Origin of the sequence: Pseudomonas palleroniana (genome assembly GCF_003031675.1) — a bacterium.
In the GTDB taxonomy this organism is placed as follows: Bacteria; Pseudomonadota; Gammaproteobacteria; order Pseudomonadales; family Pseudomonadaceae; genus Aquipseudomonas; species Aquipseudomonas palleroniana.
In genome coordinates this window covers 38,101-58,324 of sequence record NZ_PYWX01000025.1, presented here as the reverse complement: position 1 = coordinate 58,324, position 20,224 = coordinate 38,101, and the positions used below count along the sequence as shown (strand labels likewise).

22 protein-coding genes, 1 tRNA gene and 1 pseudogene are annotated in these 20,224 nt (G+C 61.1%); 12 read left to right on the top strand and 12 right to left on the bottom strand.

The genetic code is table 11. The annotated features are described in order from the left end of the window. Positions 1-55: 55 nt before the first annotated feature. The 4 genes from C9383_RS07815 to C9383_RS07800 form a co-directional block, all read right to left on the bottom strand. Complete coding sequence (locus tag C9383_RS07815) at positions 56-1,024, bottom strand: FecR family protein (protein ID WP_090366274.1); 969 nt, start codon at positions 1,022-1,024, stop codon at positions 56-58. Further along, positions 1,021-1,560 (bottom strand): RNA polymerase sigma factor, encoded by a 540-nt coding sequence (locus tag C9383_RS07810; RefSeq protein ID WP_090366272.1) that lies wholly within the window; start codon positions 1,558-1,560, stop codon positions 1,021-1,023. Before C9383_RS07810 ends, C9383_RS07815 begins: the two co-directional genes overlap by 4 nt. A 131-nt stretch (positions 1,561-1,691) precedes the next feature. After that, positions 1,692-2,564 (bottom strand): dihydrodipicolinate synthase family protein, encoded by an 873-nt coding sequence (locus tag C9383_RS07805; RefSeq protein ID WP_090366271.1) that lies wholly within the window; start codon positions 2,562-2,564, stop codon positions 1,692-1,694. A gap of 28 nt (positions 2,565-2,592) precedes the next feature. Further along, on the bottom strand, positions 2,593-3,375 hold the full coding sequence (locus tag C9383_RS07800; RefSeq protein ID WP_090366270.1) for an aldolase: 783 nt from the start codon (positions 3,373-3,375) through the stop codon (positions 2,593-2,595). Between the two features lie 106 nt (positions 3,376-3,481). Between C9383_RS07800 and C9383_RS07795 the strand changes: the two genes are divergently transcribed. After that, positions 3,482-4,009 carry a helix-turn-helix domain-containing protein gene (locus C9383_RS07795; protein WP_060753748.1) on the top strand — a complete coding sequence of 176 codons (528 nt, stop codon included), beginning with the start codon at positions 3,482-3,484 and terminating at the stop codon, positions 4,007-4,009. 141 nt (positions 4,010-4,150) lie between these two features. Here C9383_RS07795 and C9383_RS07790 read toward each other — a convergent pair whose 3' ends face one another. Further along, on the bottom strand, positions 4,151-5,167 hold the full coding sequence (locus C9383_RS07790; RefSeq protein ID WP_090366268.1) for a DUF4917 family protein: 1,017 nt from the start codon (positions 5,165-5,167) through the stop codon (positions 4,151-4,153). A 122-nt stretch (positions 5,168-5,289) separates the two neighbouring features. On the opposite strand from C9383_RS07790, the gene yiaY reads away from it, so the two are divergent. The 9 genes from yiaY to C9383_RS07745 all read left to right on the top strand — a co-directional run bounded on the left by yiaY (position 5,290) and on the right by C9383_RS07745 (position 13,579). Further along, the gene (yiaY, locus tag C9383_RS07785; protein ID WP_060753746.1) at positions 5,290-6,438 is read left to right on the top strand and encodes an L-threonine dehydrogenase; all 1,149 of its coding nucleotides are present in this window, start codon (positions 5,290-5,292) and stop codon (positions 6,436-6,438) included. Positions 6,439-6,530: 92 nt separating this feature from the next. Further along, a complete protein-coding gene (locus tag C9383_RS07780) occupies positions 6,531-7,205 on the top strand; it encodes an NAD(P)H-binding protein (protein ID WP_090366266.1) in 675 nt (224 codons plus the stop codon). Beyond that, a complete protein-coding gene (locus C9383_RS07775) occupies positions 7,205-8,125 on the top strand; it encodes a LysR family transcriptional regulator (RefSeq protein ID WP_090366265.1) in 921 nt (306 codons plus the stop codon). The genes C9383_RS07780 and C9383_RS07775 overlap by 1 nt, the downstream gene beginning before the upstream one ends. Before the next feature lie 111 nt (positions 8,126-8,236). Beyond that, a complete protein-coding gene (locus tag C9383_RS07770; RefSeq protein WP_090366263.1) occupies positions 8,237-9,430 on the top strand; it encodes a CaiB/BaiF CoA transferase family protein in 1,194 nt (397 codons plus the stop codon). Further along, the gene (locus tag C9383_RS07765) at positions 9,427-10,368 is read left to right on the top strand and encodes a hydroxymethylglutaryl-CoA lyase (protein WP_090366262.1); all 942 of its coding nucleotides are present in this window, start codon (positions 9,427-9,429) and stop codon (positions 10,366-10,368) included. Before C9383_RS07770 ends, C9383_RS07765 begins: the two co-directional genes overlap by 4 nt. 59 nt (positions 10,369-10,427) lie before the next feature. After that, positions 10,428-11,756 carry an MFS transporter gene (locus C9383_RS07760; RefSeq protein ID WP_090366260.1) on the top strand — a complete coding sequence of 443 codons (1,329 nt, stop codon included), beginning with the start codon at positions 10,428-10,430 and terminating at the stop codon, positions 11,754-11,756. A 70-nt stretch (positions 11,757-11,826) separates the two neighbouring features. Continuing rightward, positions 11,827-12,237: a fosfomycin resistance glutathione transferase gene (gene fos, locus C9383_RS07755; protein WP_090366258.1), complete on the top strand. Its 411-nt coding sequence runs from the start codon at positions 11,827-11,829 to the stop codon at positions 12,235-12,237. Between the two features lie 52 nt (positions 12,238-12,289). Continuing rightward, positions 12,290-12,931 (top strand): LysE family translocator, encoded by a 642-nt coding sequence (locus C9383_RS07750; protein WP_090366257.1) that lies wholly within the window; start codon positions 12,290-12,292, stop codon positions 12,929-12,931. Between the two features lie 120 nt (positions 12,932-13,051). Further along, positions 13,052-13,579, top strand: a complete 528-nt coding sequence (locus tag C9383_RS07745; protein ID WP_090366255.1) for a DUF4142 domain-containing protein — start codon at positions 13,052-13,054, stop codon at positions 13,577-13,579. 51 nt (positions 13,580-13,630) lie between these two features. On the opposite strand, the gene C9383_RS07740 is transcribed toward C9383_RS07745, so the two are convergent. From C9383_RS07740 to C9383_RS07725, 4 genes are all read right to left on the bottom strand, one after another. Beyond that, positions 13,631-14,056, bottom strand: coding sequence for a low affinity iron permease family protein (locus C9383_RS07740; protein WP_090366253.1), 426 nt, complete (start codon positions 14,054-14,056; stop codon positions 13,631-13,633). A 111-nt stretch (positions 14,057-14,167) separates the two neighbouring features. Further along, positions 14,168-14,668, bottom strand: a complete 501-nt coding sequence (locus tag C9383_RS07735) for a methylated-DNA--[protein]-cysteine S-methyltransferase (protein ID WP_060753736.1) — start codon at positions 14,666-14,668, stop codon at positions 14,168-14,170. 93 nt (positions 14,669-14,761) lie between these two features. Then, positions 14,762-15,139 carry a hypothetical protein gene (locus tag C9383_RS07730; RefSeq protein WP_413037831.1) on the bottom strand — a complete coding sequence of 126 codons (378 nt, stop codon included), beginning with the start codon at positions 15,137-15,139 and terminating at the stop codon, positions 14,762-14,764. A gap of 72 nt (positions 15,140-15,211) precedes the next feature. Continuing rightward, complete coding sequence (locus tag C9383_RS07725) at positions 15,212-16,123, bottom strand: LysR family transcriptional regulator (RefSeq protein WP_090366250.1); 912 nt, start codon at positions 16,121-16,123, stop codon at positions 15,212-15,214. A 95-nt stretch (positions 16,124-16,218) separates the two neighbouring features. Between C9383_RS07725 and C9383_RS07720 the strand changes: the two genes are divergently transcribed. Both C9383_RS07720 and C9383_RS07715 read left to right on the top strand, forming a co-directional pair. Continuing rightward, positions 16,219-17,382, top strand: a complete 1,164-nt coding sequence (locus tag C9383_RS07720) for an MFS transporter (protein WP_090366248.1) — start codon at positions 16,219-16,221, stop codon at positions 17,380-17,382. Next, complete coding sequence (locus tag C9383_RS07715; protein WP_090366246.1) at positions 17,379-18,575, top strand: MFS transporter; 1,197 nt, start codon at positions 17,379-17,381, stop codon at positions 18,573-18,575. The genes C9383_RS07720 and C9383_RS07715 overlap by 4 nt, the downstream gene beginning before the upstream one ends. Here C9383_RS07715 and C9383_RS28360 read toward each other — a convergent pair. The 3 genes and pseudogenes from C9383_RS28360 to C9383_RS07700 all read right to left on the bottom strand — a co-directional run. After that, a pseudogene (locus C9383_RS28360) lies at positions 18,560-18,793 on the bottom strand (helix-turn-helix domain-containing transcriptional regulator); the annotation flags it as partial. The gene C9383_RS07715 and the pseudogene C9383_RS28360 sit on opposite strands and share 16 nt — an antisense overlap. 75 nt (positions 18,794-18,868) lie before the next feature. Continuing rightward, positions 18,869-18,942 (bottom strand) — tRNA-Gly (locus C9383_RS07705). Positions 18,943-19,163: 221 nt separating this feature from the next. After that, positions 19,164-20,048 carry an alpha/beta fold hydrolase gene (locus C9383_RS07700; RefSeq protein ID WP_060753731.1) on the bottom strand — a complete coding sequence of 295 codons (885 nt, stop codon included), beginning with the start codon at positions 20,046-20,048 and terminating at the stop codon, positions 19,164-19,166. Positions 20,049-20,224 lie beyond the last annotated feature (176 nt).

Sequence of the window (20,224 nt, the reverse complement as noted above, 5' to 3'; positions counted from 1 at the left end):
GCAAAAAAAACCACACATGCAAATGCAAAATATTCTCATGTGTGGATTTTCTACCTTACTTACGCGGTTCGATTCTGACGATGCCATCGGCCGAGGCCACGGTTTTTACCGGCAACAGGGCGGGTAACGCATTGAGCAGGGCCTGCGGGTCATTCACATCCAGATTGCCCGAGACCTTCAGTTGCGCAACGGCACGGTTGACCTGCAACGGGGGCTGGGGGCGATAGAGGCTCAGTTCATCGATCAGGCTGGCCAGCTCGCGGTTGCGAAAGGACAGGTGCCCGCTGCGCCAGTCGGCGACCTCATCAGCGGTGAGGGTTTGCTGCTGCACGGTGCCTTTGGCGTATTGGTAGGTGGCGCGTTGCTGGGCGCCAAGCAGGGCCACCGGGCTTTTTGCGTCCGGTTCGAAGGCCACTTGGCCATGGGCAACGCTGACCACCAGTTGCTGCTGGCTGCGCCGCACGTCAAAGCCGGTGCCGACCACCCGCACATTCGCCTCGCCGGCTTGTACGTACAGCGGCCGCTCTTTGTCGGGTGCGACGTCGATGTACAGCTGGCCTTTTTCCAGGTGCAGGATGCGTTGGTAGGCGGTGAAATCCACTTGCAGACGCGTGTTGGCATTCACGTACAAGGTGCTGCCATCCGGCAGGTGCAGGGTACGTATACCTTTGGCATGGGCGGCCACCTGGCTGTGGTACAGCTCGCGAGGCGTGCCGATGTGGCTGGTCATCACGGCGCAGACCAAGGCGGCAGCCACGGCCAGGGCAGGGCGCCACACCGAGGGTTTGCGTTGGGGCAGCGGCACGGGCCTGCTGTGTTGTTGCAACTGGGCGAGGTCGTCCCACAGTTGTTCGAACTCGGCATAGGCGCGGGCATGGGCAGGCTCCGCTTGCCAGGCGGCAAAGGCTTTGCGGTCGGCGCGCCCCAACTCGTTGCGGTTGCGGGCAAACCAACTGGCGGCTTGGGCATCGATCGAGTCACTCGCTTCGATGCCCTGGGCGTCGTTCTCGCTCAGGCGGTTCATTCTGGCTGCTCCGTGCCGGGTGCGTGTTGAAGGCGTCGCTTGCAGTGCAGCAGGGCAAAAGCGATGTGCTTTTCCACCATGCTGGTCGAAATCCCCATGCGCTCGGCGATCTGCGACTGACTCAAGCCTTCGAAGCGGTGCAGCATAAGGGCTTCTCGCCTGCGGGGCGAGAGTTCGGCGAGGACTTCTTTCAACTGATCCAGGCGTTGCACGCGAAGCGCGGCGGCCATGGGGTCGTTTTGCTCGTCGGCGAGTGGCTCGGTGTCCTGGTCGGTCGGAACCGCGTGAGCGGTGTGGCGTACCTTCTGTTTGCGCCAGTGGTCACGCAGCAGGTTGCGCGCCATCTGGAACAGAAACGCCCGTGGTTGCTCGACCTTGGCCCGGTCGCGGTAGCCCAGCCATTGGGTGAAGACATCCTGGGTCATGTCGGCCGCGTCGCTGGCGTTGTCCGTGCGTTTGCGCAGGAAATGCAGGATATCTGCATAAAACCCGCGAAAGGCATCGGCCGACAGCGGGTCGGGCTTGGGACGAGACATGGATATCCTTCTTGACGAAGCGCGCTGTAGAAAAGTCGCGAATGATATCGAGAACTATTGTCATTTGTCTCTATGTAACGAATCTGCAGAGTCAAAATGTGGGAGCAAGCCCCCACATAAGTGTTGTGGTGTCAGCTCAGAAGTGTCTTCAAGTGTTCGATCCCCGCTTTGCCCAATGGGAACACCGGCAACCGTGGATCGCCTACCTCCAACCCGGTCAAACGCAGCCCGGCCTTGATCGTCGCCGGCAACCCGCCCTTGAGAATGAACTCCAGCAGTGGCAACTGGCGATAGAACAGTTCCCGCGCCAGAGTCAGATCATTGGCCAATACCGCGTCATACAAGTCCAGATTCAATTGCGCGATCAGGTTCGGTGCCGCCGTGCACCAGCCCTTGGCGCCTGCCGCAAAGGCTTCCAGGGCCAACGGGTTGCAACCGTTGTAGAACGGCACGTCGCTGTGCCGGCGCAGCTGGTGCATGCGCTGAATATCACCGGTGCTTTCCTTGACCATGTTCACGTTGGCGACCTGCTGGACGATACGCAAGATCAAGTCCACCGACATGTCCGTGCCGCTGGTAGCCGGGTTGTTATAGAGCATGATCGGGATGCCGACGCTGTCGCCGATCGCCGCGTAATGCGCGAGGATCTCCGCCTCGCTGAGTTTCCAGTACGAGGCCGGAAGCACCATTACCACATCGGCGCCATTGGCCTCGGCATAACGGGCGCGGCGCACGGCTTTGGCCGTGGTCAGGTCGGACACGCTGACGATAGTCGGTACACGCCTGGCGATTTTTGCCAGGCTGTAGGCGCTGACTTCATCCCATTCGGCATCGCTCAGGTACGCGCCTTCGCCCGTGCTGCCCAACGGTGCGACGGCGTGCACGCCACTGTCGATCAAGCGGTCGATGGAGCGGCCCAGGGCGTTGAGGTCAATGCGTTGGCCGTCGGTGCTGAACGGGGTGATGGTGTAGCCGATGATGCCGTGAATGTGTGGGGTGGGCATGGGAAGGTCTCCGCTCGAAAAAGAGCAATCAGTTCAGGCAATCGGCGTGTTGACGCAGGTTCTGCCGGGCGTAGTAGTTGAACGCGGCACCAAAGCGCTTGGGCTTGGAAATCCAGTCGTGGGCCTCGCGGCCGAGTTGCGGCAGGATCGGTTTGATGGTGCCCGCCGCCATCGCCAGTAGCTGCAATTTGGCCGCGCGTTCGATCAACTGCGCGATCACACAGGCTTCCTCGATGCTTGCCCCGGTGGAGAGCTGGCCGTGGTGCGAGAGCAGGATTGCGCGTTTGTCGCCTAACGCGGTGGTGATGATTTCCCCTTCTTCATTGCCCACCGGTACCCCCGGCCAAGCCTCCAGAAAAGCGCAGTCTTCGTAGAGCGGGCAGAGGTCCATGTGCGATACCTGCAGCGGCACTTCCAGCATCGACAGCGCAGCGACGTGGGTCGGGTGCGTGTGGATAATGCAGTTCACATCCGGCCGTCCACGGTACACCCAGGTGTGAAAGCGGTTAGCCGGGTTGGGGATGCCATGACCTTCCAGGACTTCAAGGTCTTCGTTGACCAGCAACAGGTTGCCGGCAGTGATCTCATCAAAGCCCAGGCCCAGTTGCTGGGTGTAAAAGGTGCCGGGGGTGGGGCCGCGCGCGGTGATCTGCCCGGCCAGGCCGGAGTCGTGGCCGTGCTCGAACAGGATGCGGCACGTGAGCGCCAGCTTTTGTCGGTCGGTCCACGTATTATCCGCCAGGGTGTTTTGCATCTGGGTCAGCGCTTGCTTGACCAGTTGGTCTTTGGGGAGTGCTAATGTCTTGGCCATATCGGTGTCCTTTGGGTAAGAGCAAATGACACTAAAGATGCTATATGACACAAAGTGTCATTGGCAAGCGCCGCTTTCGCTTTACTGCATGGATTAATCGCAGCAAATGTCTATCCGTTTGAAATTATTGAGAAAAAAACTTGGCATAACCCTTGAGGCCTTGGCTGAAAAATCCGGGATGACCAAGAGTTACCTGTCCAAGGTCGAGCGCGGGCTGAACACGCCGTCGATCGCTGCCGCGTTGAAACTGGCCAAGGCGTTGAACGTGAAGGTCGAAGAGTTGTTCAGCGAAGACAGTGTGAACCTCGACAGCTACAGCCTGGTGCGCAGCCACGAGCGGCCGGACACTTCGCCGGGGTATGCCGTGCTGGCCCGTCAGGTCAGTGAGCGTAGCCTGCTGCCGTTCATCATCTACCCGCCGGCGGAGTTCACCGACAAGACCTTCAAGGAGCACGTGGGGGAGGAGTTTCTGTTCGTGCATGAAGGCCGGGTGGAAGTGGATTTCATGAACGAACGGGTGATTCTGGAGCGGGGAGACGCGCTGCACTTCAACGCGCAGAAGCCCCACCGGCTTCGCTCGGTGGGAGACGTGCAGGCGCAGTTGCTGGTCGTCGTTCACAGCGCCGAAGAGTGACCACGGCAGTGACTTGCAATGCACTCCAGTGTGGGAGGGGGCTTGCTCCCGATAGCGGTGGATCAGTCAGTAAAACTGTGAATGACACACCGCTATCGGGAGCAAGCCCCCTCCCACAGTGGATCGCCTTTGTTCTGGATATCAGCGTTCCACAGGGACTGACAGCGCCGGGTCACCCAATGGATGCGTGCGCGCCGCGAAGAACTTCAGCGCCACTCCGGTGCCCTCGAACAACGCTGAATACCGGCGCTTCTGCTGGCGGATGAACCCGTCACTGCGCCCCGACACCGAGATCGCCAGGGTCGTGAGCTTCGCCTGGCGAATCGCATCCACCAGGTGCTTATCCTGCGCTCCCAGCTCATGACCAAAAATGCACAGCGCCCCTGCATGGCCAAGCAACTGCTCGTAGCAGAACGACAGGTAGTCCGAACTGCGGATGGTCTTGAGCTTCTCCTCAACCTTGCCTTCGTTGACGAACAGCGGCACGTCATCAAGGGTCTTGATCGTGTTGTTGATCGCGAAGCTGCTGAGCAAGGTGCTGTCGGTGGAGGCCAATTTGCGCGCCGTGCCATCGAGGTTGCGCACCAGATGCAGGCCGCCGTGCAGGTAGAGGATGCGTGTGGCGTCGGTGTGAGTGTGGCGCAGGTCGAAGCTGGCATCTACGCCGCGAAACAGATCATCAATGCCCGGCGTGTGCAGGATTGCCCAATAGTTGAGCAGGTCGTAGTTGCTGGTGAATACGGTCGGGTAGCGTGCCAGCTCTGCGTTGATCGTCGCCAGCGTCGAGGGCTGCACCAGTCGCCAGGGGATGTGCACGGCATGGATGGTGTTGATCAGCGCTTCCTTGATCGCGTAGTAGCGATTACGCGGCGCCGCCGAGCTGACGGCCAGGGCTTTGTTGACCCGGCTGGTGGTTTTCAGCGCGCCCAGGGCCTGCTCGAAACTGCGGGTTTGCAAGGCGTCGAACACGCTGAGTTCGGATTGGCTCAGGGGCTTTTCTTCAACGGTGCGGGCGTTTTCGAACAGCGAGTCGTAGGCGAAGTCTTCCCAGATCGTGCGGCTGGCGCCGTTGCCGATCAGAATCGCGCTGAAGTCTATGGCGCTGCGTACCGCGCTCCAGTCTTCGAGGTGGGCGTCAATATCCTGGAAATCCTTCATTGCGGCGGGTCTACTCAAATCGGCGGGTGGGTGACTTTATCACGAGCCGGCGTTGATCCTGATCAAGATGCCTCAAGCCACGGCGGTTGATCCTGTTGGCATAACGCCTCTGAGGATTTGCCATGAGCAGTACCTTCTTCATTCCCGCCGTCAACATCATGGGCAGCGACTGCCTCGACGAAGCCATGACCGCCATCCGCAACTACGGCTTTCGCAAGGCGCTGATCGTCACCGACGCAGGGCTGGCCAAGGCGGGCGTCGCCAGCATGATCGCCGAAAAGCTGGCGATGCAGGACATCGACTCGCTGATCTACGACGGCGCCAAGCCCAACCCGAATGTGGAAAACGTCGAGAAAGGCCTGGCGCTGCTGGAGGCCAATGCCTGCGATTTCGTGGTGTCCCTGGGCGGTGGTTCGCCCCATGACTGCGCCAAGGGTATCGCGTTGTGCGCCACCAACGGCGGGCATATCGGTGACTACGAGGGCGTCGACCAGTCGAGCAAGCCGCAACTGCCGCTGGTGGCTATCAACACCACCGCCGGCACCGCCAGCGAGATGACCCGCTTCTGCATCATCACCGACGAAACCCGCCATGTGAAAATGGCCATCGTCGACCGCAACGTCACGCCGCTGCTGTCGGTCAACGACCCGGCGCTGATGGTCGGCATGCCCAAGGGCCTCACGGCCGCCACCGGCATGGACGCCTTGACCCACGCCATCGAGGCCTACGTGTCCACCGCCGCCAACCCGATTACCGATGCCTGTGCGATCAAGGCCATCGAACTGATCAGTGCCAACCTGCGCCTGGCGGTACGTGACGGCAGCGACAAGGCTGCGCGGGAAAACATGGCGTATGCGCAATTTCTCGCCGGCATGGCCTTCAACAATGCGTCTTTGGGGTACGTGCATGCCATGGCCCATCAGCTGGGCGGCCTGTATGACCTGCCGCATGGTGTCTGCAACGCGGTGCTGTTGCCCCACGTACAAAGTTTCAACGCGAGTGTCAGTGCCAGGCGCTTGAGCGACGTGGCGCGTGCGTTGGGCGCCGACATCAAGGGCAATTCGCCGGAAGAGGGCGCTCAGGCAGCCATCGCGGCCATCCGCGCCTTGGCGCAGGATGTCGAGATCCCGGCCGGCTTGCGGGAGTTGGGCGCCAAGTTGCAGGACATCCCACTGCTGGCCGCCAACGCGTTGAAAGATGCCTGCGGCCTGACCAACCCTCGGCGGGCCGACCAGCGTCAGATCGAGGAGATTTTCCGCAGCGCGTTCTGAATCGGGCAGTGGTGAGCTGCAAGCGGTAAGCTACAAGTCGATCTGCATTCAACTTGAGCATGAAGCTTGCGGCTTGCCGCTGAGGTCCCGTTATGAGAGTTCTGCTATTCGGCGCCACCGGCATGGTCGGCCAGGGCGTGTTGCGCGAGTGCCTGCTGGCGGCCGACGTTCAGGAAGTGGTCGCCGTGGGGCGTACGCCGTTAACCCTGGAGCACGGCAAGCTGCACCAGGTATTGCACAGCGACATGCTGGATTTCCAACCGTTGGAAAACCTGCTGCAAGGGTTTGATGCGTGTTTCTTTTGCCTGGGCGTCTCCTCGGCGGGCATGGATGAAACCCGCTACACCCACCTGACCTATGACTTGACGCTGGTGGCCGCCAGCACCCTGGCGCGGCTCAATCCGCAGATGACGTTTATCTACGTGTCCGGTGCCGGCACCGACAGCTCCGAGGCGGGCAAATCGATGTGGGCACGGGTCAAGGGCAAGACCGAAAATGCGTTGTTACGCCTGCCGTTCAAGGCGGTGTACCTGTTCCGGCCGGGGGTGATCCAACCGTTGCATGGTGTGCGCTCGAAAACCCCGCTGTACCAAACGTTCTATAGCGTGCTCGGCCCGCTGCTGTCGTTCGTTCGCCGGGTCAAACCCAATTGGGTGGTGAGTACCCAGACCGTCGGCAAGGCGATGCTCGCGGCAGTGCGTCATGGCGCGCCACAGGCGGTAGTGGAGCAGGCCGCGATCCATCGCCTGGCCGCCGAGCGCCACTGATGTTGCACAAGAGCCTGGTGCGGCGCCTGGACCTGATCACCCTGCAACTGTTCGTTGCCGTGTTTGAAGAAGGCACGTTGACCCGTGCCGCCGCGCGGGAAGCCATCGCGGTGTCGGCGGCCAGCAAGCGCTTGATGGAGTTGGAACAGGTGCTGGGCGTCAGCCTGTTCGTGCGTCGGGCCAAGGGCATGGACCTGACGGCAGCCGGTGAAACGCTGTTGCACCATGCGCAGCAGATGCTGTTCAACGTCGAAAAAATGGGCCTGGAGCTGGGCGAGCACAGCCACGGCGTGCGCGGCTATGTGCGGATGCTGGCCAACCTGTCGGCGATCATTCAGTTCCTTCCGGAAGACTTGCGGGATTTTTCCGAGTTGCATCCTGAAGTCAAAACCGACCTTGAAGAACGTCCCAGCAATGGCGTGGTGCAAGGCGTGTTGGATGGCGTGGCGGACCTGGGCATCTGTTCCAGCGACACCGACACCAAGGGCTTGCCGCGTGTGGTTTACCGCCGCGACAAACTGGTGGTGCTGATGCCCGCGGACCATCCGTTGGCGGCCCGCAAATCCCTGGCCTTCGCCGAAACCCTGGGCAGCGATTACGTCGGCCTGCATTCGGCCAGCTCGATCAATATGCGCACCCACGCGGCCGCTCGCGAGGCAGGCCAGATGCTGCGCCTGCGTATCCATGTGCCGGGTTTTGACGCGATGTGCCGGATGGTCCAGGCCAATATGGGGATTGGCATTCTGCCGCAGAAGGCTTTTGAGTTGTTTGGTCGCGCACTGGGTCTGCATGCCGTGCCGCTCACGGATGACTGGTCCGATCGCAGCCTGATCCTGGTGGTCCGGGATGAAGCGCAGCTTTCGCCGGTTAGCCGCTTGCTCTTTGACTACCTGAGTCACTCGGCGGGGGCTGACAGATAATTCGCGGTTCGTTCGCGTTTCGCGAACGCTCCTTGCCAACTGACGGTTGGCTTTCTGCTCTCAGAGTCCTCTAGCCTTGGCGGCACATTCCAAGAACAAGAGGTACACCCCATGACGGCTCCCCTGAGCGGTATCAAGGTGATCGAGATCGGTACGCTGATCGCCGCGCCGTTTGCCGCACGGCTGATGGCCGAGTTTGGCGCCGAGGTGATCAAGATCGAAGCCCTGGGCCAGGGCGATCCGCTTCGCAAGTGGCGAAAGCTGCACGAAGGCACGTCGCTGTGGTGGTACCTGCAATCGCGCAACAAGAAGTCGTTGGCCCTGGACCTGAAGTCCGCAGAAGGCCTGGGCGTGATCAAACAACTGCTCGGCGACGCCGACGTCCTTATCGAGAACCTGCGCCCCGGCGGCCTGGAAAAACTCGGCCTGGGCTGGGACGTGTTGCACGCGCTCAACCCCAAGCTGACCCTGGTGCGCATTTCCGGTTATGGCCAGACCGGCCCTTACCGTGACCGCCCGGGTTTCGGCGCCATTGGCGAAGCCATGGGCGGCATCCGCTACACCACCGGCAACCCGGATTCACCGCCGGCGCGGGTGGGCGTGAGCCTGGGGGATTCCCTGGCGTCCTTGCACGCGGTGATCGGCGCGCTGATGGCCTTGCTGCGGGTCAAGACCGGCCAGGGCGACGGGCAGATTGTCGATGTGTCCCTCGCCGAAAGCGTGTTCAACCTGATGGAAAGCCTGGTGCCTGAATACGACATGCTCGGCCATGTGCGTGAGCGCAGCGGCGGTGCCTTGCCGGGCATCGCACCGTCCAATACCTACCTCACCGCCGACGGCGCCTATGTGGTGATTGCCGGCAACAGCGACCCGATCTACAAGCGCCTGATGACCACCATCGGCCGCGCCGATCTGGCCGAGGCGCCGGAGTTTGCCCACAACGATGGCCGTGCGGCGAAAAGCGGCTTGCTGGATGCGGCCATTACCCACTGGACCAGCAGCCGGCCTATCGAGCAGGTGCTCAGCGCCCTGGAGGCCGCCGAAGTGCCGGCCGGGCGTATCTACTCGGTGGCCGACATCGTCAGCGACCCGCATTACCAGGCACGCGACATGCTGCTCAAGGCCGAGCTGCCCGGCGGTGTGTCGGTGAAGATGCCCGGCATTGTGCCCAAGCTGTCGGAAACGCCCGGCGCAATCAACTGGCAAGGTCCGACCCTGGGCCAGCATACGGATGACATCCTCGGCAGCCTGGGTTTGACGGTTGCCGATATCCAACGTCTGAAAACCTCGGGAGTGGTGCAATGATCACTGACTATTCGGCTGGGCTGATCGTGCAGGAAGTGTCCCCGCGCGACGGCCTGCAAATCGAGCCGACCTGGGTGGCGACGGCCGACAAGATCGCGTTGATCGACCAGCTTTCCCAGGCCGGATTCTCGCGCATCGAAGCCGGTTCATTTGTCTCCCCCAAAGCCATCCCCGCATTGCGCGACGGTGAGCAGGTGTTCCAAGGCATTCAACGCAGAGCCGGGGTTATCTACGTAGCACTGATCCCCAACCTCAAGGGCGCTCAGCGGGCCATCGACTCGCGCGCCGACGAATTGAACCTGGTGATGTCCGCCAGCCAGACCCACAACCTGGCGAATATGCGTATGCGGTGCGAGGCATCGTTGGCGGCGTTCGGCGATATCACCCGCTTTGCCGCCGATTACCCGGTGCGCCTCAATGGCAGTATCGCCACCACGTTCGGCTGCCCGTTCGAAGGCAGGATTGATGAAGACCGTGTACTGGAAATTGTCGACGCTTATCAGGCGCTCGGCATTCGCGGGATCAGCCTTGCCGACACCACCGGCATGGCCAACCCGCGCCAGGTGGAACGTCTGGTCAAGCGCGTATTGCAGCGCGTGCCCGCCAGCGATCTGACCCTGCACTTTCATAACACCCGTGGCCTGGGTTTGTGTAATGTGCTGGCCGCCTACGAGGCCGGTGCCCGGCGCTTTGACGCGGCCCTGGGCGGGCTCGGCGGGTGCCCGTTTGCGCCGGGCGCGTCGGGCAATATCTGCACCGAAGACCTGGTCAACCTGTGTGAGGAAGTCGGCATTCACACCGGCATTGATCTGCCGCATCTGCTGAACATATCCCGTCGCCTGCCGGCGTTGCTGGGTCATGAATTGCCCGGTCAAGTGGCCAAGGCCGGGCGCAACTGTGACCTGCACTCACCCCCGGATCACATCGCCACGTTGTAACCCTGTACCAGACAACAAAAACAATCGGGCGCCTATGAGCTGCCCGCTGGAGAGAAACCATGAGCACTAATACGTTGGAGGCCGGCGCGAGCGCGGCCGGAGCAATCGATCCGATCAAGGCGGTGGTCAACAAGGTCGCCTGGCGCCTGATGCCGTTGATCATGGTCTGCTATCTATTTGCTTTTTTCGACCGTATCAACATCAGCTTCGCCAAGTTCCAGTTGCAGGCCGACCTCGGCTTGAGCAACACCGCATACGGCCTGGGGGCCGGCTTGTTTGTCGTGGGTTATGTGCTGTTTGAAGTGCCGAGCAACATGATGCTCTACAAGGTCGGCGCAAGGCGCTGGATCGCACGCATCATGCTGTCCTGGGGGCTGGCGACGGCGGCCATGGTGTTCGTCACGGCCGAGTGGCAGTTCTACGCCCTGCGTTTTCTGATCGGCGCCATGGAGGCCGGTTTTGCCCCAGGCGTGCTGTATTACCTGACCCTCTGGTTCCCCCAGGATTTCCGTGGGCGTATCACCTCGATGCTGTTTTTGGCTTCGGCCTTTGCCGGGCTGATCGGCGCGCCGTTCTCCGGGCTGGTATTGGGCCACATGGATGGCGTGCTGGAGATGCGCGGCTGGCACTGGCTCTTCCTGCTGGGCGGCCTGCCCTGTGTGGTGCTGGCGTGGCTGGTACTGACGCAGTTCAAGGACCGCATCGAGGATGCGCCCTGGTTGAACAGCGACGAAAAGGCATTGCTCTCAAGCCGTATCGCGGTGCATGAGGTGCATCAAAAAGGCTCTCTGCTGCAGGCCTTGCGAATTCCCGGTTTCCTGATGCTGGGCTTGATTTACTTCCTGATCCAGGTGGCGTCCTATGGCCTGAATTTCTGGGCGCCGCAATTGATCCGCAGCACGGGGATCGAAAGTTCGGTAGTGATCGGCCTGCTGACTGCTGTTCCCTATATTTGCGGAGCCATCACCATGGTAGTGGTGGGACGCTGGTCGGACGCGACGGGGGAGCGGCGCAAGTTTGTCAGTGGCCTGGTCGCGTTAGGCGCGGTAGGGTTCTTCTGCGCTGGGATCTTCGATGATCACACCACCTTCCTGATCATTGCCCTGGGGCTGCTGGGTGCGGGTATCATCGCCTCGATCCCCACCTTCTGGACGTTGCCGCCCAAGCTGTTGGCAGGTGCCGGGGCAGGGGCCGCCGGCGGGATTGCCTTGATCAATACCCTGGGGCAACTGGGGGGTATTGTCAGCCCGGTGATGGTCGGTCGGATCAAGGACATGACGGGCAGTACCACTCCGGCTCTCTACGTGATTGGTGTCTGTGCACTGATCGCTGCCGCGCTGCTGCTGTGGGGGTTGCCGCAAAAGCTGCGGACCTCCGACAAGCGCTGACGAATGCTCACGCAGCGTCCGAGGTCAGGCGGGCGCTGCGTTGCATTCAATTGGATAACAGGAAAACACCATGCTTTCTGGTCTCAACCACCTGACGCTTGCCGTTACCGACCTGCACCGCAGCGTCAGTTTCTATCATGAGTTGTTGCAGCTTCGGCTCGACGCCACCTGGGACAACGGCGCCTACCTCTCACTCCCCGGTTTATGGCTGTGCCTGTCGCTCGACCCTTCGCGCTCCGTGGGCGCGATGGCTGAATATACCCACTACGCTTTTACCGCACATCCAGATGACTTCAGCGAGGTGGTGGCGCGCCTGCGTGCTGCCGGTGTGCAAGAGTGGCGCGATAACCGCAGTGAAGGCGCGTCGTTTTACTTTCTCGACCCTGACGGCCATAAGCTTGAAGTGCATGTCGGCGACTTGGCGTCGCGTCTGCAAGCCTGCCGCACCCAGCCTTATGCCGGAATGAAGTTTTACCCGTAGCGGCAGAACGTGCAGAATCGATCCACCTCAACCCTTTGCCAGAGTCGCGTCCATGACCCCGTCCTTGCTGCTCGCCGTCCTCGCTTCGGGTTTTATCTACGGTATTACGCCAGGGCCGGGTGTCCTGGCCGTGTTCGGGATTGGCGCCGCACGTGGCCGCCGCGCCGGGGCGGGGTTTCTCGGCGGGCATCTGCTCGGGGATGTGGTGTGGTGCAGCACCGCGCTGATCGCCATCGTCGGTGCAAAGGAAGTGGGCAGCAGTGCCTTTGATGTATTGGGCGTACTCAGCGGCCTGTACCTGTTCTGGCTCGGTTGGCGCGCCATTCGTACCCAGGTTCGCAGCAGCGATGCGCCGCAAGGCGCCGCTCGGCATCCGTTCCGGCACGGCATTCTGTTCGGTTTGACCAACCCCAAGGCTTACCCGGTGGCGGTCGCAACGTTTACCGCGTTGTTGTCCAGCCGCGCCGAATTGCTCACATGGTCGATGCTGCCGTGGCTGATTGTCCTCAGCTTTCTGGGCGGCCTGCTGGCCTATGCGATCCTGATCGGCGTGGTCGGCGCCCAGCGCGTGCGCACCGTCTATCAGCGCCATGAAATCCTGATCACCCGGCTCTGCGGCGTGATGTTCATCGGCTTTGCCATCAATGCCCTGGCGCATGCGTTGCCAGGGCTGTTCGGCAGCAAGCCGGCGTGACCTACCGACGACCGTTCGTCGCACTGAACAGGTTTTTCTAAACCTTTGCCGCCCGGAAAATTCGAATTGAGGGCGGGGCCGCGTTGCCCCGCCCCTATTTTTGCCCTGGAGGAACCTATCATGAGCCGCATGGCTATCCGGTTACGCACCGCCAGTTTCGCGATGCTGCTGGGCCTCGGCGCCAGCAATGCTTTCGCCCAGTCGCCTGCTGAATTCATCGAGCAGGCTTCGGCCAAAGGGATGGCCGATATCGAAACCAGCCGCATGGCCCACGCCAAGACCTCATCCCAGGAAATCAAGGATTACACCATTGAGGTGATCAACGAACGGACCCTGGCCAACCAGCATTTGGCGGCGATCGCCAAGAAGCTCGACCTGCCCGTGGCCCCACGGGAGAAAATCGTCGATAAGGCCGAAACCCTGATGCCGCAACTCAAGGACGGCGATTCCTTTGACGCCGCTTATACCGCGCAGCAGGTCAAGGAAAATGAAGACGCCATTGCGCTGTTCAAACAGGAAGGTGCGGCGTCGGACGTACCGGAAATAAAAGCCCTGGTCGATGAGACGCTGCCCAAGCTGGAGGAGCGTCTGCAGAAAGCCCGGGCGCTGGCGTCAACCTATGGCAAGGGCCATCAAGGCGACGGTTGAAGCCTTGGCGGGCAATGAAAAACGGCGGTTGGAGNCCAACCGCCGTTTTTTTCAGGCCTGATTCAAATCGGTATGGGCGCGCGCCGTATCGTCGCCATTTTCACCACAACTCTCGTTCAGGTTGACGGTGCCGGTGCTGCCAATGCTGCGGTACTGCTTGCGCAGTTTTTCCAGCTCTTTGCGGTCCAGGCCCTCCAGGCTCAACACCGCATTTTGCGCATCTTTGGACACGCGCAGCAGCTCATCGATTTTGATATGCAGAATGTCATTGTCGCGGTTTTGCGTGTTCTGGATCAGGAACACCATCAGGAAGGTGATGATGGTGGTCGAGGTGTTGATGATCAGTTGCCAGGTGTCGTTGTAGTGAAAGTACGGGCCGCTGAGGCTCCAGAGGAAAATCAACGCGACCGCCGCGTAAAATGTCCGGGCACTGCCTGCCCAGCGGGACAGGGTTTGGGAGACTGCAGAAAATTTCATGGCCGTGTTCCTTGAATCGTGGTGATGAAAGATGGACCACGGCGTTTCGCTGAAATTTCTTTTAACAATTGATGCGATGACCCAGCGGTTGCAGCACCTTCGTCAAGTGCCTCAAAACGCCAGTTCGGCCTGGCCGACGCCCTCCAGCGCGAGCAGATATTGCTTGGCCTCAAGCCCCCCGGCGAACCCGGTCAGCCCGCCCGATGCGCCGATCACCCGATGGCAGGGCGCGATGATCGAGATCGGATTACGCCCGTTGGCAGCACCCACCGCGCGCACGGCTTTCGGGTTGCCGATCTGCCGGGCAATCTGGCTGTAGCTGCGGGTTTCGCCAAAGGGAATGGTCAGCAGCGCCTGCCAGACCTGCTTCTGAAAATCCGTGCCGGTGAAGTCCAGTTCCAGCTCGAAACGGTTGCGGGTGCCGGCGAAGTATTCCTTCAACTGGCGTTCGGCCTCCAACAGCACCGGGCTGTCATTGGCTTCCTGCAATTGACCCAGGCGTACACGGTTGGCACGCTCGGTTTCCCACAGGATGGCACTGAGTTTGCCATTGCGTGCCACCAGGGTGAGCTGGCCGACGGGGGAGGGCATGAGCTTGTATTCGTAAGACATGATCGGGCTCCTGAGGGTAAAAGGTACGACGCTACTGTAAGCCCCTCGACCCGACTGAAAACTACGATTCTTGCGCTCGAATTCTGCGGCAGTCTAGGTGTTCCAGTAAACCCAATGGGCATAGTGTGGGTAAACATACAGCCAGGACACCCAATAAAGCGCCATGAGGACCGATGCATTCGCCGTCAACACCCATGAGATGACATTGAGCACAATGACCACCCAGGCGAGTCGCGTCACACGTCGGCTGGCGTAGCGCTGGGCTCGCCAAACGCCATAGGCGGACGCTGCAATCGAGCCGAGCGACAGGAGCATCCCCAACGGGAATGGCAGCTTCACAAAGGTCACCAATAGCGGCAATACCAATACCCAACCCACCATTTGGCGCAGTATGGGTGTTGGTGTGCGTTGTCCGGGTTCAAGCATGGCGCTGATCCTTTCTTCAGGCTGACGAATAGGCATGATCGACATGCCAGTGCGCCGTGGCATTCAGATATTTCCGAGTGATCGTTGGCGCTGCTGTTGCCACACCTTCAGCGCCGGCTAGTCGCAGCTAAGCCGAGTGCGGGTCTGCAGGGTCTCCTCGATGACGGCGAGAAAGGCTTCAACCAAGCCACTTTTTGTTTCACCCGAAGTCAGTACCAACAATTGGGCACACGCATCCACTTCCACCAACGGCCGGTACGTCACGCCTTTGTTCATCAGGCTTTGTGTGCACTCCGGCACCAGTGCCACGCCTTGACCGGCTGCCACCAGGGCAATGATCGAGGTGATCTGCCGTCCGGTCGGGCCGGCGCGCAAGGGGACGCCGTGGTGCCGGTAAAGCTGCTCGATGGACTGGTTCAGCCCCGATCCATAATCCGGCGGAAACAGGATCAACGGGTAAGCGCTCAATTGCGCCAGGTTGACCTGTGGCTCGAGCGCCAGGGGGCTGTCGCTGGAGACGGCCGCCACCAATCGTTCTTCGCCCAATGACCGGGCTTGGACGTCTGGGGCCTGTGGCTGCAGGCGACTGAGCCCGATATCCAGCCGCCCATCCGCCACCTGCGCGCCCAGACTACCGGAGGCGCACTCCACCAAGGTCAGTTGCACGTCGGGAAAACGCTGGGCGAACGCCTGGATCGTCTGGCTGAACAGATCCGACAAAGCGATTGAGCTGACATAGCCCAATGCCAACTGCCCGGCGGTGCCGGCGGCCAATTTGCCGGCGATCACTTGGGCCAGCTCAACCTGTTCCAGCACCCCCCGGGCGTAGGGCAGAAACGCACGGCCCGGGGCAGTGAGGGTCACCCTGCGGCTGGTGCGGTCGAACAGCTTGAAACCCAACTCCGCTTCCAGCGCCGAGATCTGCCGGGTCAGCGGTGGCTGGGCCAGATGCAGGCGCAGGGCGGCTCGGCCGAAGTGCAGTTCTTCGGCGACCGTCAGAAAGTAACGCAGCTTGCGTAGGTCAAGCATCCTGGTCCTTGGGTATTGATCGGTCGGAAATCGGTATTGGTCTCAATCCTGCCACCCATTCTATAAAGGCAGGACAAAATAAAACGAGATGTTTCATGAAACCGCGCCTGCATTGTGCCCGCCTTGCCCTGTTTTTGTGTGGGTGCGCGGCGTTTCTCAACCTCTATGCAACCCAGAGTATTCTCCAGACCTTTGCCGTGCAGTTTCAGATCAGCGCCAAGGCGGCGGGGTGGAGCATCACGGTGACGACCTTGGCTGTGGCCATCACTGCACCTTTCGTCAGCCGCCTGACCGGGCGTTTCGAACAACGCACGGTGATCGCGGTGGCCGCGTTGTTGCTGGCAGTGCCGGCATTGATGACGGCGTATGCCGACAGCTTCGCCGAAGTGCTGGCGTGGCGATTCGTCGAAGGCCTGTTGATCCCGGTGGTGTTTGCCACCAGCGTGGCGTATATCGGCGATCGCTGGAGCGGTGGTACGGTGACTGAAGTCACCAGCCTTTATGTGGCGGGCACTGTGTTGGGCGGGTTTGCCGGGCGCTTCGTCACGGGGGTGATCACAGAATATGTGGGCTGGCGCGAGGCCTTTGAGTGGCTGGCGGTACTAAGCTTGATGGTAGGCGGGTTTATCCAGTTTCTATTGCCCGCTAATCGGCCACGGGCGGTGCAGTTGAAAGCCACCGCAGCGGGCGTCTTTCGCCTACCGTTGTTGGCAGCCTACGCCGTAGGTTTTTGCGTGCTGTTTTCACAGGTTGCGGCGTTTACCTACGCGGGTCTCTATCTGGGCTTGGCACCTTACCATCTCGGGCCTGCCGCCTTAGGCGCACTCTACATGGTCTTCCTGTTGGCCCTGGTGGTGATTCCCCTTGCCGGCCGTCTTGGCAAGGCCCGGCCCCATGCCGAGCTGCTGAGTGTTGCCGTCGTGCTCGGCGTCACGGGTTCGGCACTGACCCTGTTGGCGCCCTTGTGGTGCATTGTGGTGGGGCTGGCCCTCAGTTCGACCGGGGTATTTCTCGCGCAGACCGCCGCCAATGCCTTCACGGCCGCCACAGCCCGTGACAACAAGGCTGGCGCGGTGGGGGCCTACCTCACCTGTTATTACCTGGGCGGCAGTTGCGGCGCCATCGTCCCAGCATTGCTCTGGGAACAATGGGGCTGGCCCGGTTGCGTGAGCCTGATTATCGGTGTGCAACTCCTCATCCTGCTGATCGCCCAGACCGGCTGGAAGCCCCTTACGCCTGAACGGGTCCCGACACCATGAACGATATGGTCGCCTTGCCTGCAACCGAACGATCCTCGCGCCGTCGCTTGCTCATCGCCGGTTGCGGCGCCCATGCGGTACACGATGGCCTTACTGATGTCATCTATGTACTGCTGCCGATCTGGCAAACCCAGTTCGCGTTGTCCTACGCCCAGATCGGCCTGTTGCGCGGGGCCTATTCCGGGACGATGGCGGTGTTCCAACTCATGGCCAGCCGTGCGGCCAAGCGCTGGGGGCGCATGCCGATGCTGGTGGGCGGCACGGCGCTGGCAGGTGCCGCTTATTTGTTGGTCGGGCAAGCCACCGGCCTCGGCCTGTTGCTGCTGGCGCTGCTGCTCGGCGGCCTGGGCGCCAGCGCCCAACACCCGCTGGCGTCCTCGATGATCACCGACGCCTACGAGGATGGTGGTGGCGTCAAGCAAGCGCTGTCCCAGTACAACTTCTCCGGCGACATCGGCAAAACCCTGATTCCGGGGCTGATCGGCCTGCTGCTGACCGTGGTCAGTTGGCGCGCCAGTGCCACACTGCTGGGCTTGCTGGGTCTGCTGGCGGCGGGGCTGTTGTGGTGGTTGATCTCTGGCCAGTCTTCTCTACCCACGGCGAGTAAAAAGGCAAAGCCCCTCACCGGCAAAGGGTCCGCCACGGGCCTGCGCGCACTGATCCTCACCGGCACCCTCGACAGCGCCGTGCGCATGGGGTTTCTCACGTTCCTGCCGTTCCTGCTGCAAGCCAAAGGCGCGGGTACGGCCGGCATTGGCTTGGCATTGACGCTGCTGTTTATCGGCGGCGCGTTCGGCAAGCTCTTTTGTGGCTACCTCGGCGCCCGTATCGGCATGATGAAAACCGTATGGCTGACGGAAACCAGCACCGCGCTGCTGATTGTCGCGGCGGTGTACCTGCCACTGGCCGGGTTGATGGTGATGCTGCCGGTGCTCGGCCTGGTGCTCAATGGCACCTCTTCGGTGTTGTACGGCGCCGTGCCGGACCTGGCGAGCGCGGGCAAGCGGGAACAGGCGTTCGCGCTGTTCTATACCGGCACCATTGGGGGCGGAGCACTGGCGCCGGTGGTGTTGGGTGGCGTGGGGGATGCGCTGGGCGTGCCGGTTGCGGTGATGGTGTTGGCAGGGGTGTTGTTAGTGACGTTGCCGTTGGCTTGGGTGGTGCAGCGGGGGGCGGCTCAAATGATTGAGTGATGGGCAGTGTGTCCCGCTCGGGCAAACAGATCGATACCCAGGGAGTGGAGTGCTTTGAGTACGCTTTCAACGCGAGGTTTTGCGCCGGGAGCAAGGGCTTTGTAGAGGCTCTCACGGCCCATGCCCGCTTCAGCGTTACTTTGTCATTCTTTAGCCACATAGCTGATGGCGCGAAGAAACGCTTCATTGTCACCGTCGGCCCTAGCGTAGGGCAAAAAAAAACGGCCTCAAAGGGCCGGTTTTTTTAGGCATCCTGCGTCAAAAAACAACCTGACGTGGAGCGCGAATTTGAGTGGAGCGGGTAGAGGGAATCGAACCCTCGTCGGAAGCTTGGGAAGCTACTGTTCTACCATTAAACTATACCCGCTCAGAGCGGCTGACTTTGTACCAGATGTTCGCCGGGATTTGAAGTTTTTCTTCAAAAATGTGTGGGTTACGTAAGTCGACGACTGGATCCACTGTAGGAGCACGCGTGCCTGTGGCGAGGGAGCTTGCTCCCGCTGGGGGCGACGCGCTCCTAAAATAAAAACAGTCGGGCTGCTTCGCACCCCAGCGCAAGCAAGCTTGCTCGCCACAGTAAGCGATATTTCAAATTGCCAAGGCATGCTGCGTCTGGTCCCGTTGGTAGCGCAATCGACTGGCCTGACGCTCTGGCTTGAGGAAGCCCACCACCGCATTCCGAGTGTCCCGGCATGCGGCCTTGTGCTCCATGTCCAGGAAGTGTCCGGTCGCCTGGATGGTGCTGAAGCTGCTGTTCGCCACGTGTTGACCGAACAACGTGGCGTCCTGGGCACTGGTGTATTCGTCCCATTCGCCATTCACAAACAGCACCGGAATGTCGATCTGTTTGGCCGCCTTGAGGTAGCACAACCGGTCGCTGTTCAACACCTGGCTGATGTGAAAGTGCATCTGCCCATATTCGTGCTCGGCCAGGCTGCTCACGTGCTTGTAGTTGAAGCGTTTGAACAGCGATGGCAGGTGTTTGCCGATGGTGCTGTTGACCAGGTGGCCGACGTTGTGACGGTCGAGGTTGCCGAGGTAGTCGACGCCGCGTTCAAGGTAATCGCGCATGGGCGCGTTGATCACTGGGGAAAACGAGCTGATCACCGCTTTTTCCACACGGCGTGGGCGGTGGGCAAGGGCGACCAGCGTGGCGGCACCGCCCCAGGAGAACGACAGCACGTGCTCAGCGGCGAAGTGGTCGATCAGCTCCAGCAGGATCTGGCCTTCGACTTCTTTCGTCAGCATGCGCTCATGGCGGTTATGGATTTTGGAGCGGCCAGCGTAGGGCTGGTCGTACAAAACCACATTGAATTGCGGGTACAGGCTTTTCACGGTTTGGGCGAAAGATGCCGTGGTGGCCATGGAGCCGTTGACCAGGATGATGGTCTTGTCAGCAGCTTCCGCGCGATAGAACTCCGTGTAAACCCGATACTGACCCTGTATATCCAACACAGCGATTTCTGGCCTCATGTCATAAGACTCCTGGCAAGCGGGTAGGGCGCGCAGAACACTCTGCACGAGCTTTATGACAGGTAGGCATACGCCTGGAATGGGAGGCCCATGTCGGTCCGATAACGGCTGGCCGACGGGTGTTGTTATGGCGGGCTGTTTGCCGGGAAGGCCCATGGATCAGGCGCGGGCGGGGC